Source organism: Streptomyces sp. CRN 30 (genome assembly GCF_034105845.1).
The window spans coordinates 32,323-48,288 of sequence record NZ_JAVRHI010000046.1 but is presented as its reverse complement, the minus strand read 5'-3'; the positions used below and the strand labels follow the sequence as shown (position 1 = coordinate 48,288).

17 protein-coding genes are annotated in these 15,966 nt (G+C 67.4%); 11 read left to right on the top strand and 6 right to left on the bottom strand.

Annotated features, from left to right (window positions below):
• The first annotated feature begins 58 nt into the window (after positions 1–58).
• Positions 59–1,564 carry a SulP family inorganic anion transporter gene (locus tag UW392_RS04765; RefSeq protein ID WP_320773585.1) on the top strand — a complete coding sequence of 502 codons (1,506 nt, stop codon included), beginning with the start codon at positions 59–61 and terminating at the stop codon, positions 1,562–1,564.
• 134 nt (positions 1,565–1,698) lie between these two features.
• Here the strand turns inward: UW392_RS04765 and UW392_RS04760 are convergent, their stop codons facing one another.
• On the bottom strand, positions 1,699–2,295 hold the full coding sequence (locus UW392_RS04760; protein ID WP_320773584.1) for an SDR family NAD(P)-dependent oxidoreductase: 597 nt from the start codon (positions 2,293–2,295) through the stop codon (positions 1,699–1,701).
• A gap of 127 nt (positions 2,296–2,422) precedes the next feature.
• Between UW392_RS04760 and UW392_RS04755 the strand changes: the two genes are divergently transcribed.
• Positions 2,423–2,836, top strand: a complete 414-nt coding sequence (locus UW392_RS04755) for a hypothetical protein (protein WP_320773583.1) — start codon at positions 2,423–2,425, stop codon at positions 2,834–2,836.
• A 230-nt stretch (positions 2,837–3,066) separates the two neighbouring features.
• Positions 3,067–5,160, top strand: coding sequence for a protein kinase domain-containing protein (locus tag UW392_RS04750; protein ID WP_320773582.1), 2,094 nt, complete (start codon positions 3,067–3,069; stop codon positions 5,158–5,160).
• Positions 5,161–5,185: 25 nt separating this feature from the next.
• On the opposite strand, the gene UW392_RS04745 is transcribed toward UW392_RS04750, so the two are convergent.
• Together UW392_RS04745 and UW392_RS04740 are read right to left on the bottom strand one after the other, a co-directional pair.
• Positions 5,186–5,377 carry a hypothetical protein gene (locus UW392_RS04745; protein WP_320773581.1) on the bottom strand — a complete coding sequence of 64 codons (192 nt, stop codon included), beginning with the start codon at positions 5,375–5,377 and terminating at the stop codon, positions 5,186–5,188.
• 11 nt (positions 5,378–5,388) lie between these two features.
• The gene (locus tag UW392_RS04740) at positions 5,389–6,240 is read right to left on the bottom strand and encodes a helix-turn-helix transcriptional regulator (protein ID WP_320773580.1); all 852 of its coding nucleotides are present in this window, start codon (positions 6,238–6,240) and stop codon (positions 5,389–5,391) included.
• A gap of 241 nt (positions 6,241–6,481) precedes the next feature.
• Here UW392_RS04740 and UW392_RS04735 point away from each other — a divergent pair, with 241 nt between their 5' ends.
• The 3 genes from UW392_RS04735 (at position 6,482) to UW392_RS04725 (ending at position 9,536) form a co-directional block, all read left to right on the top strand.
• Positions 6,482–6,886 carry an ATP-binding protein gene (locus UW392_RS04735; RefSeq protein WP_320773579.1) on the top strand — a complete coding sequence of 135 codons (405 nt, stop codon included), beginning with the start codon at positions 6,482–6,484 and terminating at the stop codon, positions 6,884–6,886.
• Positions 6,887–7,046: 160 nt separating this feature from the next.
• Positions 7,047–7,919 carry a nuclease-related domain-containing protein gene (locus tag UW392_RS04730; RefSeq protein ID WP_320773578.1) on the top strand — a complete coding sequence of 291 codons (873 nt, stop codon included), beginning with the start codon at positions 7,047–7,049 and terminating at the stop codon, positions 7,917–7,919.
• Positions 7,920–9,074: 1,155 nt separating this feature from the next.
• Entirely contained in the window at positions 9,075–9,536 is a 462-nt protein-coding gene (locus UW392_RS04725; RefSeq protein WP_320773577.1) for a hypothetical protein, read from the top strand.
• Here the strand turns inward: UW392_RS04725 and UW392_RS04720 are convergent.
• A complete protein-coding gene (locus tag UW392_RS04720) occupies positions 9,522–9,935 on the bottom strand; it encodes a hypothetical protein (protein ID WP_320773576.1) in 414 nt (137 codons plus the stop codon). The two genes, UW392_RS04725 and UW392_RS04720, sit on opposite strands and share 15 nt — an antisense overlap.
• Positions 9,936–10,349: 414 nt before the next feature.
• On the opposite strand from UW392_RS04720, the gene UW392_RS04715 reads away from it, so the two are divergent.
• The gene (locus UW392_RS04715; RefSeq protein WP_320773575.1) at positions 10,350–11,279 is read left to right on the top strand and encodes an aminoglycoside phosphotransferase family protein; all 930 of its coding nucleotides are present in this window, start codon (positions 10,350–10,352) and stop codon (positions 11,277–11,279) included.
• A 15-nt stretch (positions 11,280–11,294) separates the two neighbouring features.
• Here the strand turns inward: UW392_RS04715 and UW392_RS04710 are convergent, their stop codons facing one another.
• Positions 11,295–12,680 (bottom strand): helix-turn-helix transcriptional regulator, encoded by a 1,386-nt coding sequence (locus tag UW392_RS04710; protein ID WP_320773574.1) that lies wholly within the window; start codon positions 12,678–12,680, stop codon positions 11,295–11,297.
• A 271-nt stretch (positions 12,681–12,951) separates the two neighbouring features.
• Here UW392_RS04710 and UW392_RS04705 point away from each other — a divergent pair, with 271 nt between their 5' ends.
• The 4 genes from UW392_RS04705 (at position 12,952) to UW392_RS04690 (ending at position 15,211) form a co-directional block, all read left to right on the top strand.
• Entirely contained in the window at positions 12,952–13,503 is a 552-nt protein-coding gene (locus UW392_RS04705; RefSeq protein ID WP_414495572.1) for a bifunctional DNA primase/polymerase, read from the top strand.
• Positions 13,503–13,814, top strand: coding sequence for a hypothetical protein (locus UW392_RS04700; protein WP_320773572.1), 312 nt, complete (start codon positions 13,503–13,505; stop codon positions 13,812–13,814). The genes UW392_RS04705 and UW392_RS04700 overlap by 1 nt, the downstream gene beginning before the upstream one ends.
• On the top strand, positions 13,807–14,139 hold the full coding sequence (locus tag UW392_RS04695) for a hypothetical protein (RefSeq protein WP_320773571.1): 333 nt from the start codon (positions 13,807–13,809) through the stop codon (positions 14,137–14,139). Before UW392_RS04700 ends, UW392_RS04695 begins: the two co-directional genes overlap by 8 nt.
• Positions 14,140–14,902: 763 nt before the next feature.
• On the top strand, positions 14,903–15,211 hold the full coding sequence (locus tag UW392_RS04690; protein ID WP_320773570.1) for a hypothetical protein: 309 nt from the start codon (positions 14,903–14,905) through the stop codon (positions 15,209–15,211).
• 45 nt (positions 15,212–15,256) lie between these two features.
• Here the strand turns inward: UW392_RS04690 and UW392_RS04685 are convergent, their stop codons facing one another.
• Positions 15,257–15,637, bottom strand: coding sequence for a hypothetical protein (locus tag UW392_RS04685; RefSeq protein ID WP_320773569.1), 381 nt, complete (start codon positions 15,635–15,637; stop codon positions 15,257–15,259).
• Positions 15,638–15,966 lie beyond the last annotated feature (329 nt).

Here is a 15,966-nt window from a genome sequence, read left to right as displayed (position 1 = left end):
AAGGGTAGAGTTGAGGTCTCTCCCTCACTCGCAGAGACACTCCAAGAGAAACGATCGCATGTCCTCACCCCTGTCCACGGCCTCCCGGCCGCCGCGCTTCTCCCGCCCCGACTGGCTGGCGTCCCCCAAGGTGCTGCGCACGGAGGTGCTGGCCGGCCTGGTCGTGGGCCTCGCCCTGATCCCGGAGGCCATCTCCTTCTCGATCATCGCGGGGGTGGACCCGAGCGTCGGTCTCTTCGCCTCGTTCACGATGGCGGTGGTCATCTCGGTCGTGGGCGGCCGGAAGGCGATGATCTCGGCGGCCACGGGAGCGGTGGCGCTGGTCATCGCCCCGATGAACCGGGAACACGGCTTCGGTTACCTGGTGGCGACCGTCATCCTGGCGGGCGTCCTCCAGATCGTCCTGGGCGCGCTGGGCGTGGCCCGCCTGATGCGCTTCGTGCCTCGCTCGGTGATGACAGGCTTCGTCAACGCCCTCGCCATCATGATCTTCATGGCCCAGGTCCCGAACCTGTACGACGTCCCGTGGCCGGTGTACCCCCTGCTGGCGGCGGGCCTGGCCCTGCTGATCCTCACCCCGCGCCTCACGCGGGCGATCCCGGCCCCGCTCGTCTCGATCGTCGTCCTGACGGTGATCACGGTGGCGGCGGGCCTAGCGGTCCCGACGGTGGGCGACAAGGGCGAGCTGCCCTCGTCCCTCCCGACCCCCGGCCTCCCGGACGTCCCCTTCACCCTCACCACCCTCACCACCATCGCCCCGTACGCGCTGGCGATGGCCTTGGTGGGCCTGATGGAGTCCCTGATGACGGCGCAACTCGTCGACGACATCACGGACACCCCCTCGAACAAGACCCGCGAGTCGATCGGCCAGGGCCTGGCCAACATCGTCACGGGCTTCTTCGGCGGCATGGGCGGCTGCGCGATGATCGGCCAGACGATGATCAACGTGAAGGTGTCGGGAGCCCGTACCCGCCTCTCCACCTTCCTGGCGGGCGCCTTCCTGATGCTCCTCTGCATCGTCTTCGGGCCGATCGTGTCGGACATCCCGATGGCGGCGCTGGTGGCCGTCATGATCATGGTGACGGTCGGCACGTTCGACTGGAACTCGATCCGCCCGAGCACGCTGCGGCGCATGCCGCTGGGCGAGACGACGGTGATGATCCTGACGGTGATCGTGGTCGTGGCGACGGACAACCTGGCGATCGGGGTGGTCGTGGGCAGCGTGACGGCGATGGTCATCTTCGCCCGCAGGGTGGCCCACCTGGCGAACGTGACGTCGGTCCTGGACCCGGAGGGAACGCAGGTCGTCTACTCCGTCACAGGCGAACTCTTCTTCGCCTCCTCCAACGACCTCGTCACCCGCTTCGATTACCGCGACGACCCCGACGACGTGGTGATCGACCTCTCCTCCACCCACATCTGGGACGCCTCGTCCGTCACGGCCCTGACGGCGATCGAGACGAAGTACGCGGAACGGGGGAAGCGGGTGACGATCACGGGCCTGAACGAGGCGAGCGCGGAGATGCGGAGCCGGGTGGCGGGGCGGGGGGCCGCAGCACGCTGAACTCGGCCGCCGGGGGCGCACTACACGCTGAACCCTCCCTGAGAGACGAAGAGACGAAGAGACGAAGAGGCGACGGACCAGGCAGGCGCCGCCGCTGCCTCCCCCGCCCCGGGTCGCGCACGCGACCTCACACGTCACGCAGTGAAGCCCCCGTCGACACAGATCGAAGCCCCGGTGATGTACGAACCGTCCGCACTCGCCAGGTGGGCGACGGTCCCCGCGATCTCGGCCGCCTCGGCGTACCGGCCCACCGCGGTGAACCCGGCGATCATCTCGGAGGTGGGCCCGTCGGCGGGATTGGTCTCGGTGTCGGTCGGACCGGGAACGACCAGATTGACCGTGATGCCGCGCGGACCGAGTTCGCGAGCGAGCCCCTTCGTCATCCCGGTCAGAGCCGTCTTGCTCATCGAGTACAGCGCCAGCCCGGGAAAGACCGCACGCTCGGCGACGTTGCTGCCGATGCTGATGATCCGCCCGCCCCGGCCCATGTGCCGCGCGGCCGCCTGCGACGCCACGAACGGCGCCCGGACGTTCACCGCGAGGGTCCGGTCGACGGCCTCCGCGCCCAACTCCTCAAGCGGGCCGACGAGGAAGACACCGGCGTTGTTGACCAGGATATCGAGTCTGCCGAAGTCGTCGACCGAGCATCGCGACCACCGCCTCCCGAAGCTGGCGGAATTCGGACCACGAACCGAGTCGGAGCGAACGCCAGGCGAGGACGCCGCGACCACCTGGCTATCCTGCTCCACGCCTCTACAAGGCGACGGGGGAGGAGACATGACAGTGCAAACCGACGGTCCGGTCACCGGGCGCAGAGACCCCGGGGCGTCGCCTTCCGCATGGCGGCACCTTGCCGCCATGCACGTGAGCGGAGTCATCCTCCTGCTCACGTTCTTGGTGCCGCCGCTGTGGATGCTGAACGCCGGCTACACGGCCCCGCCAGGAGACCCCACGGCGGACGCCCCCTTCGCACTCCTCCTCGCCGTGCCACTGGCCTGCGTGAGTCTCCACGTGATGGTGCAGATCCCGGCGGGACTCCTGGGCACCTGGCTGTGCAGAAGCCGCACGACACCGGCCAAGTACGCAAGCGCGGTCGTCGTGGCGAGCGCACTGAGCCCGCTCGTCCTCTGGGGCCTGGGCTGGACCGCGTCGAGCCACATCCTGCCTGCGTGGGCCGACGCCACAGCACGCGGCTCGGTCGGCCTGGCCGGCTACATGTGGGTCGTGCGAACGCGACCTGGACCTGCGCGGCACGGCCAGTCACGCCCCTGACCGCGCAGTGGCGACGGCCGAGCCGCGCGAACCGCGAGCAGGTGGAGCAGGTGTATGCCATCGCCCGCCACCGCCGGGCGTGGTGCGGAGCCTGACCCCACCGGCCACCCCCGCCCCAGTCACGTCGGCGACCGCTGCCCCGAACGGCATCCGGCTATACGCTCCTTCTCCGCAACCGCAACCGCAACCGCAACCGTACGAACGGCCCGCGAACCGAGGGGAAGCCCAAGGTGCAGGCGTTACGCGAGACGGATCCCCGGCACATCGGCCCCTACGCGGTCCGGGCCAGACTCGGCGCGGGCGGCATGGGCGAGGTCTACCTGGCCGAGACGCCCACCGGCCTGCGCCTGGCCGCCAAACTGGTCCGGGCGGAACACGCCGAGGACCGCACCTTCCGGGCCCGTTTCCGCCAGGAGGTCCGGGCGGCACGGACCGTGGGCGGGCCCGGGACGTACATCGCCCGTGTCCTGGACGCGGACACCGAGGCCGTACGACCGTGGATGGCGTCGGAGTACGTCGAGGGCCCGACCCTGCGTGACGCGGTCCTGGACCACGGCGGTCTGCCCGAGGAAGCGGTGCGGTCACTGGCCGCGGCCCTCAGCGAGGCGCTCGTCGCGATCCACGCGCAGGGCATGGTCCACCGGGACCTCAAGCCGTCCAACATCCTGCTGGCCCCGGACGGGCCGCGTGTCATCGACTTCGGCATCGTGCGGGCGCTGGAGGCGACCGCGCTGACCCGCACCGGGACGGTCGTGGGCTCGGTCGGCTACGTCTCGCCCGAGCAGATCCGCAACGACGGCCGGGTGGGACCACCGAGCGACATCTTCGCGCTCGGCGCGGTCCTCGCCTACGCGTCGGCGGGCCGCGAGCCCTTCGGCGAGGGCCGGGACGCGGTGATCCTGATGCGCATCATGAACCGCGACTACGACCTGTCCGGGACCCCCGAAGGAGTACGGGATCTCATCGAGCCGTGCCTGCGGACGGAACCGTCGGAGCGGCCCACGGCCGGCGAACTGTCGTCGGCGATCGGCCACACCGCCGAGTCACTGCTAAGGAGCTGGCGCCCAGGCTGGTACACGACCGCAACCCCCGCCCTCGCGCCGTCCGAGCGCTGGCTCCCGGGACGGGACTCCGACGAGCGGGAGAGCCGGGTGGAGTACGTGGCCCCACCGACGGCCACCGACGGACCGACCGGCACGCCACCCCCACCCCCACCCCCATCCCCTTCCCGGCGACGCCTGTTCCAGGGCATAGCGGCCGGAACGCTGGCCGCCGGAGCCGGCGTCGGCGGATGGCTGTGGTCGCGGGACCGGGACGGTGGCGGCGCTGGTGCCGACAAGGAGGGCGCCGACGCCGGCGTGTCACCGTCGACGAGCGTCCTCGCCACCCCACGGCCCGCGGTCGTGGACTGGGCATACGGCACCGCCAGACTCAGCGAGATGGGCGGCCCCAGCGTGACCCTGTCACCCGACGGCGACACCGTCTACTTCGGTGGAGTGGACGGCGCATTGCACGCGGTCTCAGCGAGCGGCAGAAAACTCTGGGAAACGAAGCTGGGCGAACCGCCTCTGTACGGCGGCACGGTCGGGGCTGCGGTAGCCACCGACGACGGTGCGTACTGCCTGTACGGCAACGGCCAGAAGCTCTGCGCGGTGGGAGTGGACGGCAGCGTGCGCTGGGAGCGGGCGTCCACCGAAGGGGCGAGGTACGGCACGATGCCGGTGCTGGCCGGTGAGCTGATCGTCGTGTCCACCGACGCGTTCGCCAAGGAACACATGGTCCGGGCCTACGCGTCCGACGGCTTCCTGACGTGGACCGCAAGCCTGCCCGGCGAGCCGGACGGACCTCCGGCGGCCGTGGACGACCGGATCTACGTGAACATGTCCTCCGACTCGACGGTCACCCTGGACGCGAAGGACGGGCGCCAACTGGCGGCTCAGGAAACGATCCCCGCCAACAGGCAACGGGCCGCCAACCATCCCGCCGTCGTCCCACCCGACGGCACCGGCTCCAGGAGCCTGGTCGTCCACACGGAGAACGGCAGGCTCACGGCGGTCGACCGCAAGGACGGCGCCGTGGTGTGGACGCTGGACGGCCACGGCACGAGCAGCAGCGACCCCACCGTGCACGAGAGCCTGATCTACGCCTTCCTCGGCGAGCACCTGTTCATCGTGAACCGCGACGGCGTCCCACAACACGTACTGACCTTCGACGAGACGCCGGTCCTGCCGGAGTACCGCCCGGTGGTCGACAGTCGCCACGTGTACGTGGCCACGCACAAGGGAATCGCCGCGGTCGACCTGCCCTCTGCGGCCCCCGGCTGAAGCGAATGCCCTTCCGCGGCGCTGCTCACAGCAGGTGATCGGCCTTGCCTGCCTTGATCTCGGTGATGAGGGTACGCAGCGCGTCGAGGGAGTCGGTGAGGTAGTGCTCCTCCTGCCCGCTGACGGCTATGTATCCGTTTCCGTCGCCATCGGTGCCGAGCCGAAAGCAGTTGCTCGCGTCTTGGCAGAAGGGTGCTTCCCAGGTGATGTCAGGCACGGCGGTGTCTCCTAGAGGCTTCGTGAAATGGTGTGCATGAGGTCGAGGGTTTTCTCCGGCGAGAGCGCGATCCTCTGCATCTCGTCGAGTTGCAGCCGGTACTTGCACAAGTGAGAGCCGGAGTAGAGGAATTCTCCCGCCATCGTCCGGTCCAGTTGCACGGTGTCGAGCGCGGGCACTTGGCCGACGGCGTACAGGATCGCCTGCCCCGAACCGGGGAACGCGCCGGCCGAGAACGGGATGGCCTGGATCGTGACGTTCTCGCGGTCCGTCGCCGCCATGAGGTGACCGAGTTGGTCACGTAGCACCGTAAGGCCACCGACCTCGATCCGCAGGGCGGCCTCATGGATGATCACGGTGTACGCCGACACTTCCGGCCCGTCGAAAGCTCGGCGTCGTTGCACGCGGTGGGCCACTCTGGCCTCGAACTCCTCGCTGGGCAGTGACGGAATAGCGGCCCGGAAGAGGGCGCGTGCGTACGCCTCGGTCTGCAGCTGTCCCGGCATGTGCGTCATCGTGCTCACACGCAAGCCCCGGGCGTGCCACTCCAACTCGGCGATGTCCGAGAATGACGCGGGCAGGAGATCGCGATACTCCTCCCACCAACCGCTCGTACGGTCACCGCACATGGCGACCAGCGCGTCCACCAGGGCCTGGTCCGTGCACTCGTACCGCAGGGCCATGCGCTGGACACGCTCGGGGCTGACGCCGTGGCGTCCTGCCTCTGTACTGGTGATCACGGTCCGCTTGGTGTTCAGCAGCGCGGCGGCCTGTTCGGTGGAGAGCCCGGCGTCCTCCCGCAACTTGCGCAGCTCCGCGCCCAGGCGCTGCTGGCGTGCGGTCGGATTGCTCCTCGGCGGCATGTGTTCCCTCTCCTCGCGTGCGGCTCAGTCTGCCGCGACACGCAGTCCGCACCGACAGCCCTCCCGAATTGGTAGCACATGTATCCCCACGTGCTCTACTGTCGGTAGTGCGCAAGTTACACACCGCGATGCCGGAAGCGCACCGCGCGAGCATGCCCGCCTGCCCTGGGCCGGGTGCGTACGCGACCAGGGCGGCAGGCCACCGGCGACCCCAACCCCTCCCACAGTCGTGAGGTCCGCCATGCTCGACATCCCCCACGTCCCCGACCTCTGGCGCTTCCCCGCCCGCCCCACCTCGGTGCGACGCGCCCGACGAGCCGTAGCCGAATCGCTGCCACAGGAACTCCGCCCCGGCCTCGGCGGCGAACTCGCCCTGCTGACCTCCGAACTGGTCACCAACGCCCTGTTGCACGGCGCCTGCCGCGAGGACGAGGACCTCATCGAACTGGTCCTCTGGCCGGCCGACGGCCACTACTGGCTGGCCGTCTCCGACCCCGGCACCGGCAAACCGCTACAGACCGACCCGGACACCGACGGCGAGAGCGGCCGGGGCTTGCTCCTGGTCGACCACCTCGCCGCAGCCTGGACCGTCCGAACGCGCCCCACCCGGGGAACATCCGTGATCGCGGGCCTCCCCTTCCCGTAGGGCGGTTGACGAAGGAGTCCAGCCACCGAGCGGAAGAGGCGTCGGCGTGCGCCTCCTCCGCTCCGCCCCCCGCTCAAAGGCCCATGCGGTCTTGTGGCCACCTCCTACCTGCTGCTGCGATGCGGCGAACACCGTCACTGCTGAAGCAGAGGGAGGCTTCATGGATCTGAAGGTCACGAGATGGAAGCGGTACGGGCGCGACCGCTTCTACGCGAACCTGCCCGACGGCACTGCGGCCGGCTGGGCGGATGCTGTGACGGGGCACATCACGGTCCTGCGCACTGAGTACCGCGAGGCCGTGATCGCCGTACTGACGCAGTACGTGTCACGGAGTCGCGGACCAGTGCGCCCGACGGCGACAACCAAGCCCGAGAAATCTCCAACGCAGCCGCCGCTGCCACTGCCACCCCTGACACCCTCCGACGACCTGGCGACCAGAGCCCCCGGAGAAGCTCTGAGCGATCGTCTCGCCCAAACCGGCGGCCCGGGACTGCTGAAAAGACTGATCTCACGGCTGCTGCGACGGCCGACGGAGTGGGACTCGTGGCAAAAGGGACTGGAGGGCGAGCGGCGAGTAGGAGCGGAACTCAACCGCCTCACACGCCACGGCTGGCGGATCCTGCACTCAATCCCGCTGGCCAATAACGTGGACATCGACCACCTGCTGATCGGCCCCGGCGGCGTGTTCAGCATCAACACGAAGAAGCATCACAAAAGAGCCGTATGGGTAGGCGACGACGCCGTGAAGGTCGATCACGGCAAACCGGCACCCTACGCACGGAAGAGCCGCGCGGAGGCCAAGCGAGTGAGTCGTGCACTCGAACGCTACTGCGCTTTCCCGGTACTGGTTGAGCCGACGCTCGTCTTCGTCGGCGTCACCGACCTGAAGGTGGTCGCCACCCAACTCACGGTGCGGGTGTACCAAGAGCGCCAAGTCGCCTCGCTGTCAGCCCTCTCAGGCGTACTGACACCCGAGCAGGTGGAGCAGGTGTACGCCATCGCCCGCCATCGCCAGGCTTGGCGCGAAGCCTGACCCCACCGGCCACCCGCGCCCCGGTCACGTCGGCACCCGCTGCCCTGCTAACGCCACCCTGGATTCGCGCGGAGAACCCGTTGCCAGGAGGTGGACAATTAACGTCGGTGCAGCGCCCCAGGAAAGACCACGTGCCCGGCTGTCACGTCCGCGCGAAAGGGGCCGGAAACTGGGGCATCAAGGTTGGCGAGCACGGTCCATGCCTCCCAAGCGCAGTCCCACAGCTCTGGCAGGGACGCCGCGTGAGCTGCACCCCGTGACCGACTGGCCGCATGATTTCTTGTGCGCCACCCACCATGAGCGTCTCTGCGTCGACTGTTGAGGGGCGGCGTTGTGGCTACTTGAAGACGGTGCTCAAGGACCAAGCCGCAGACATCCAGGCCGAGTGTAGAAGCGATCTCCCGTTCGGACGCGCTTATATGTGCCAGTAGCTCAGGCCACCGCAGCACGACGACGCTCTCCCAAAGCTCCGGAGGGACGGTGTTGGCGACGTGGTGACTCTCCCCGACGGGCAGATCGCGAAGCCGCCGTTCCCCTTGCTGAGTCTGACCGACGTAGCACAGCCCACCACTGGTGAAGACCCCGTACAGCACAGGCCCTGTCACAGGGGAACGCCCGCCGTTCGCCCGCGTCAGCAGGTCACCCACCTGATGGGCGAAGGCAAACCGCCGGTCCTGCCACTGCGCCAGCTTCCGTGGATCCGAAACCAGGCAATCAAGGGAGACAAGCCAGCTCGTGTATGCGTCATCAAGATCAGTCACGTCGGACAGTCTGATGGTATGACTACCCAGTCGAACACCCTGCGGCTCCAGCAGCTTCGGCGCCGGGAGACCTCGAACGTTGCAGGGCCCAAGTCCGGCCGGTGGCTTGAGCAGTGTCGATGCCGTGGAGTGGGTTCAGCATCCATCAGACTCTGGCTATTTCGGAACAGAGCCTCAACTTCGCGCGAAAGATCCGAGTGAACCTCATGTCGGTTTATGGGTGAACTTGCGAAACTCCGCTGACTTGAGTTGTGGATCAGTGCCGCCGTGTCGTGACGGACGCATGCCCAGCAACTGATTTCACAAGAAAGGGGTGCGGCTCAGAGGGTGTTGCACTCGATCCAGCAGTACGCTCTCTGCAACGAAAAACTGCCGCTGGAAACTGAAGATCAATGTGAGCATCATCGGCGATCATCACTGGACGGGCGGAGTCATGGCAAACCTCGACATGTTCTGGCTAATCCACACAACCTCGGTCTTGGAGAATTCCGACACCGAAGACAAGACTTCTTACAGGCTGATATTTACTCCCGGTCCCCAACCGGATGCCCCTTTATTCCTGCCATTCCCGAGGCCACTCTACGACGACCGAGAAAAAGGAAGGACGGATCAGTTCAGGTTCAACATAGATCAGTCCAAGATTGCAGTCAGCCTGACGTCTCTGCATCCAAGTAACTTCACCATCATCACTTCCGGCAAAGATATGTGGCTACCTGAATCAATATGGCTTATTGGGCGAGATGTGAACGGAGGTCATCGGCTGATTGTGTCGAGGCCGTTCTGGCCAAGCCACCTTAAGTTCAGTGAAGAAGAATCGGATGACGGTGCCGGTCAACACCGGCTAGACGAGGTCTGATTGCGAGACTTTTGCCTGTCCAGGTGTCGAGAGCTTGCCGTGGGCGGGTGCCGGTGAGTTATCCCCGCAGACTCCTGACGAGCGTGGGGCGCGGTAGGGACCGTGGAGCTCGGTTTCCCACGTCTGGAGTGGCGGCTCGATCTGGTAGCTCGGGTCGCAGTAGGCGCGGATCCACTGGGCGGCGCGGTACTGCGCGTCGCCGTCGTTGAGTACCTGGCCGCTTGCGTCGACCTCCAGCACGTTGCTGTAGATGGCGAAAACCTGCTCCAGCGCCGAACCGGTCCCGAAGACCGGCCGGTAGTCGATGCCGTCGAGCAAGTCGATGTCGATGGTGCCGTTCGCGAGGTAGAAAGCGAAGAAGCGGAGCGATGCGCGCACGTCTACGGAGAGATGTCCCACCGTCATATCTTGCATCCCACCTGCGCCGGCGTCGCTGTGATTGCGATGGTCGGACGTGCGCGGGATGGATGTTGCACGGCGCCTGACCTGCTCGCGAGCCATTCCAGAGCAGCACGCTATTGCGACATAACCACTGACAAACGCCTGCTTCCGGCGGCATCCGCCTGCACATACGCGAAGACCCCGACCTCAGCGTTACCGCTGATGGCGGGGTCTTTAGGCACCCAATTCAAGGTGCCCCCGGCAGGATTCGAACCTGCGCACACGGCTCCGGAGGCCGGGGGAGTGCGTTGGCGGCCATGCCTGCTGACCTGCGGGGGAGTGGTGCCGTGGCGGTCGGCTGGTCAAGATCATCACGCCCCTATTACGTGAGTGCGCTGTCAGCGGGTGGGGCTGCCCCGTATGGTCGGGTACATGATCTCGGGCAGCGACGGGCAAGCGGGCGACGGAGATGTGGAGTTCACGGCAGACGGCGTGAGCGTCGTCCTGCGCGAGGCGTGCGAGACGGCCGGCCTGGACCCGACAGGCGCCGAGCTGCTGCGCCTGGGCTCGAACGCGGTCTACCGCCTGGCGGTGGCTCCGGTCATCGTCCGCATCGCCCGTGACCCGTCTGTTCTATCCGAGATGGAACGAGCCGTAGGCGTCGCCAGATGGCTGGAGACGGTGGACTTCCCGGCGACGCGCGTACTGCCCGACGTCACGCAGCCGAGCCTCGTACGCGGCCGGGTGGTGACCTTCTGGGAGAGCGTCCAGGATCAGGTGGAGTACGCGACGGTCGGAGAGCTGGCAGATCTGCTTCGCCGATTCCACTGGCTCGAAGAACCGGAGTCGCTGGGCCTCCCGTACTTCGACCCGTTGGCCAAGCTGTCGTCCTCGCTGGAGAGCCTGACCGCTGTCTCGGCGAAGGACCGGACCTTCCTGGAGGAGCGGGCGGCCAGGCTCGCCAAGGACTACGACCGCTTGGACTTCGTCCTCCCCTTCGGCCTGATCCACGGAGACGCGAACATCGGCAATGTCCTCCGCCACCGGGACGGCCGCGCGGTCCTCATCGACCTGGACGGCCTCGCCCTCGCCCCACGCGAGTGGGACCTGATCCTGACGGCGATCTACTACGACCGGTACGGCTGGCACAGCAAGACGGAATACGCGGAGTTCGTCCACCGGTACGGCTTCGACCTCATGAACTGGCCCGGCTACGAGACCCTGGCCGACCTGCGCGAACTGATGATGGTGGTGTGGATCGGGCACCAGGCCGGCACGAGTGACCGCTTCGCCGCGGAGTTCGAGCTTCGGATGAGATCTCTGCGGACGGGCGAGGGACGCGACGAGTGGGGAGCCTTCTGAGAGCTGGTGAGCTACTCAGTTGCGGACCGGTCTCTGACCGTACGTCCCGGCAGCCACCCACAGCCTGTGCTCCCGTGCCTCGTCGGCAAGGTCACGCGCTGCGGCACTGGGCCCGATCGCGTCAAGGTGTTGCCGGAACTCGGCGAGGTAGCTGACGCACCGCGCCGATTTGAGCTGCTCCCCGAGATCCAGAGCATCGAGAGCCACGCGGCACGCCTCCTCGACGTCGCCGGCCCGTAGGTGCGCGTCGGCGAGCACCATGGTCGCGAAGAAGTCACTGCGTACGTGGGTGCCGCTCATGGCGTTCTCGGCGTGGGCCACCGCCCGGCGAGCGCTGTTGACGTCGCGGAAGCAGTGAGCGGCCTCGGCGGCCAACTCTGCGTCGTCGAAGTAGCTGATGTACTCGGGCTCGTCGTCGCTGTTCCGACTCTCCAGAGCCCTGGTTGCCGCTGTCAGAGCGGCCTCGCAGGCGACGACGTCCCCGGTACGGGCGAGGGCTCGGGCCTCCATCGCATGGAACTGCGCCCGCAGCGTCGGCGTGGCCACTGGTGAGATCCCCATGAGTGCCGCGCGGGCGAGCGTGGCGGCCTGCGTATACCGCCCCAGGAAGGTGGCCTGGTGGCTCATCGCTGAGAGGATGCTGCCCGCGAGTCGACGGTCGTTCGCGTCCTGGGCGAGGCGGAGGGCTTGAAGGAAGTACCGCTGGGCCAGCCCGTGACGGCAGGCGTCGTACGACATCCAACCGGCCAGCAAGGTGGCCTCCGCGACCGTGGAGAAGAGCGCTCGGCCTACCGGCTCCGTGTACCTGCCTCGCAGTAGCGGGGCCACGTCGTTGTTGAGGTACTGGATCACCGAGTGACGTGCGTGATCTCCGCCGAACTGGTCGTCAAGCTTCGCGAACACGTCTGCGGTGGTCTTCACGGCGGCCACGTCACCGAGACCGACTTGCACACCCCCGGATCGCTGCCGTGGAATGCCGGGCTCGGGCGCGACCAACCACCGCAGGGAAGCCTCACTCCACGCAGGCTCGGACGGCTCTGCGGTGAGCAACGGGTCGTACTGATTAAGATCCGCACGCCACAACTGGCTGACCGTCTGAATGGCGTCGTCCGGGCTGGTGGGATACGCCGCGTCGATCACCGCTGCGTCACGTAGCTCGCCGTGGCTCAACCCGAGTTCGGCGGCGCTCATGGAGTACGCGTCACACAGCAGCGGACTGTAGAAGTCATCGGGCGTACTGTGGCCGTTCTCCCAACTGGCGATCCGACGCTTGACGCTGCTGTCGGTGGGGAGCTGATGCCCACGCTGGCCGGCGGCCGTGCGCAACTCCCGTACAAGCCGTGGCTGGCTCCATCCCCGACTGGTACGAGCTTCACGTAAGCGGACGCTGGTCGGCTTCATGGAGACGTGCCCTCTCACTTCCGTGCGTGTGCGCGCTGACCGGGGGTGGCTGCTCCTTTTGCCTGATCGACGGTACGCGCTGGTGACCGCCTCTCGCAGCCAGTAATCAGAGATCACAAGAGCATCGACACATGACGGGGGATGACGCGCTGCCTGTGGACACGTCATCCCCCGTCACCCCTCGTCATCTGCCCTGGCCAGCGCCCGGCCACGAGTCTGGACACACGGCGGCACTGGAGCCGCGCGGAAGTCGGACTGAGGGTGAGACGACGTGCAGAGAATGACCAGGCGGGGCATGGAATGGCTGACTGCGGCGGCGGACACCCCGGAGGACTGCCGACGCGTGTGGGCGGACGACCCGAGGATGCCCATGCTGCTGCCGACCGGCCGGCTCTTCGACGTGTTGAGCGTGGATCAGCGCTTGGGCACGGAGATGTTCGACCGGCTTCAGCGCAGCGGTATGCCGTTCGGTCCGTCCTTGATCGACCGCAAGGCGCAACGAGTCGGCTTCTTCCTCGGCTCGGAGAGCCGTGAGACCTTCACGTTCTACCTGGAGGCCGAGACGGCATCGCCCCCGGAGTTCCGGTACCTCGGTGAGAACTGCGCGGTGGTCGTGCCGGGGCCGATCCCGCTGTCTGACGACCGCTACCAGTGGTTCCGCGCGCCGACGAAGCGACCGGAGGCCAACCCGCTGCGCCCGGTAGCCCTGGCGACCGCGCTCATCGCATCGGCGGAACTGCTCGCCCGAATCGACCGCTTCGACGAGCAATACCCGACCCCGTACTCGGCGGTCGCCGCACTCCCCGACGAAGCGGACCGCTGATGCCGACGGAGCCGGCTGACGGACGCGACGCAGCCGCATGGTCGCCTCTGGACAGCGACGGCTGGTACGCGGCCCGGAACGCGACGACAGCCCTGCGGGACGCGCTCGTACGCGCGGGCCTGGAGAAGGACCTCCCCTACCTGCGCGCCGAACTGAACGCCTTCGGACACGGCCTCGTCGAACTGGGCCGAGTCTCCCCTGACACGGCCGAACGCCTCGCGGAACTCCTGCGCCTGGCACTGGCCCACGGCTTCAGCCGAGACCGCGACTTCGACGCCCATTCCGTTGAGCAGCAGAAGGGACGTGCCTGACATCATGACCGACCGGCGAGGAGTGGTGGCCCGGCGAGCGGAAGACCTGCTGCCCGGCGTGCCCTACGTCCGCGGCTGGAACCGCGCGAGGCAAGGCGCCGACGCTCTGGCTGATCAGCTCGTGCTGCTCGGCCTGGACTCCGACTTCCCGGGCCTGGTGGCCGACGTGAACGTCCTCGGCGACGGCCTGGTGCAGCTCGGCACCATCCGCCCGGAGGCGGCCGAGCTGCTGGCGGAACTGCTCATGGCCGGACTCCGAGCGGAGCGGCCCGGCACGACAGCGGGAACTCCTTCGGCGGGCCTCCGCGAGACACCCGCAGCCTGAGCCGCTTCCTGATCGCCGGTCGGCTGCGGGTGGAGCAAGGTCCCCGCGGTCAGCCGGCGCAGCCCCGCACGGCTCCGCTCCCCCGACGTTGCCGTGCGGGGCCGCTTGCTGTCCCGACTGTTGTACTGGCCTGCCGCTCGGCCGGGACCGGCGCCCCAGCGCCGCAGCCCGGACGAACGGCAGGCCACAAGCCATCAGCGTGAGAAGCTTGGGTTCTTCGGCTGCGGTTGCTGCGCTGACCTGCGACCGGGTGGTGTTGAAGCGCTGGTCGCACCCGGGGCGAGGTCCCGCTGTTCCCCGCGATCCCCCGCAGTTTCTGGCGCGCGAATGGCACGGTGTCTTCGCCTCAAACGGCCCTTGGCGGGGCTGGCCCCAGGAGTGTCTGAGCATCAGCCGCCGACAGTCCGCCACGATGGCGGGTCAGCCGACTGTGCTGGCGCGCGTGTGTGCCGCGCTGCATCCCTGCCAGCCTGAGCCACGCTGTCCGCCACCGCCATGCTAGACGTGATAGGACGCACCTAGCATGATGACCTCTCGTCCCGAAGCAACCTGGGTTCGGTGTGGCCTTGGCCAGTGACGCCTGACATTCGGGCTGGCGGCGCTGCGCCCCACGGTGGCCATGGCGCATCAGTGTCGCTTGGTAAAGGCCCACAGTAGAGGTAGGCAGTCGTCAGCCGGGCGTAAGCAGCTGTGACCGCCAACTGGGTCAACGTGGCGGTACCTTCAGCACATCGGTGTCGAGCACGGGAAAGGGGAGAGCAGCATGTCGACGGGCAAACAGACGTTGCGCAAACTCGGCCACGCGGTACGAGAGGCGGCCAAGGAGGGGGTCGAGGAGAGCTTTCGTGCCCGGCACTTCAGTATGTACGATTGCGGATTCAACGACGCGGCTCAGATCTGCCTGGGCGTCCTGTCCGATGCCACGGAAGAGTTGCTAGTGAAGATGAAGTCCGGGAATCTGTCCAAACAAGAACAGGCACTGTACGCGCGACTGACTGAACTGACGGCTGAAATGGACGAACGTCTCCGGAGCGCATGCCAAGGAGAGTCGGCAGGAGACGCCCTGGCGTAACAGTCCGGCGCCCGGCCCGACCAGCCAACATAACTGCTATGAAGCTCACTTCTGAGGATCGGCACCGTACGTCACGACGTCCGGCACACCGAGAGCCATGCCGGTGATGCAACCCTTGTTCCATGCGTCGCGCTCGTCGCCAGCCAGGCCGCTAGGAAGCGCGTCTGCGCACTCCTGCTGTCCCACGGAGGTGGGGTACCGCGTGTCGGGCCCGCCGGGACTGGTGCACATGTCCTGCTGGGCGGCCACTTCGCCGCCGGTTGTGCAGTAGGTGAAGTTAGTGTCGAGAACGCGCTTCGCGTAGACCGTCGCCGTCTGCTCGCCGAACCGGTAGCCGTCCCAGTACCTCCCGGCCTTGTCCTCCTCAGCCGTGCAACCGGCTAGGGCGAGAGCGGCGAGGGCGAGCAGTATGAAGGTGCGTCCCATGCGCCAGAGCATACGAGAAGTACACCCCGGCAGGATTTGGACTTACGTCACCCGCTTTTGGAGAGAGGCTGGGTGATCTCGGACCTGAGCTGCGGCTTCGCCGGCCGAGGAAGCGGACGGCTACTCGACCGCAGGGCACCGGTGTTGACCATGACTGACCCCTGCATCTGGCACGGTTGTGGCACGAACCTCAGCTGACGACAGTCAGCCACGACGGCGGGCGCGCCGACCGACCACGCACGTGTGTGCCTCGCTGCACCCCCCCCCGGTCTCAGCCACGCTGCCAGTGCTGTCGACCAGAGAGAGCCACGACGGCCAGCACGTGATAA

Bases quoted from the DNA above. Each gene is read 5' to 3' on its own strand.
- UW392_RS04690 (WP_320773570.1), top strand. From the start codon at position 14,903: ATGTCGACGGGCAAACAGACGTTGCGCAAACTCGGCCACGCGGTACGA.
- UW392_RS04710 (WP_320773574.1), bottom strand. From the start codon at position 12,680: ATGAAGCCGACCAGCGTCCGCTTACGTGAAGCTCGTACCAGTCGGGGA.
- UW392_RS04755 (WP_320773583.1), top strand. From the start codon at position 2,423: ATGCACGTGAGCGGAGTCATCCTCCTGCTCACGTTCTTGGTGCCGCCG.
- UW392_RS04685 (WP_320773569.1), bottom strand. From the start codon at position 15,637: ATGGGACGCACCTTCATACTGCTCGCCCTCGCCGCTCTCGCCCTAGCC.
- UW392_RS04715 (WP_320773575.1), top strand. From the start codon at position 10,350: ATGATCTCGGGCAGCGACGGGCAAGCGGGCGACGGAGATGTGGAGTTC.
- UW392_RS04730 (WP_320773578.1), top strand. From the start codon at position 7,047: ATGGATCTGAAGGTCACGAGATGGAAGCGGTACGGGCGCGACCGCTTC.
- UW392_RS04700 (WP_320773572.1), top strand. From the start codon at position 13,503: ATGCCGACGGAGCCGGCTGACGGACGCGACGCAGCCGCATGGTCGCCT.
- UW392_RS04740 (WP_320773580.1), bottom strand. From the start codon at position 6,240: ATGCCGCCGAGGAGCAATCCGACCGCACGCCAGCAGCGCCTGGGCGCG.
- UW392_RS04765 (WP_320773585.1), top strand. From the start codon at position 59: ATGTCCTCACCCCTGTCCACGGCCTCCCGGCCGCCGCGCTTCTCCCGC.
- UW392_RS04735 (WP_320773579.1), top strand. From the start codon at position 6,482: ATGCTCGACATCCCCCACGTCCCCGACCTCTGGCGCTTCCCCGCCCGC.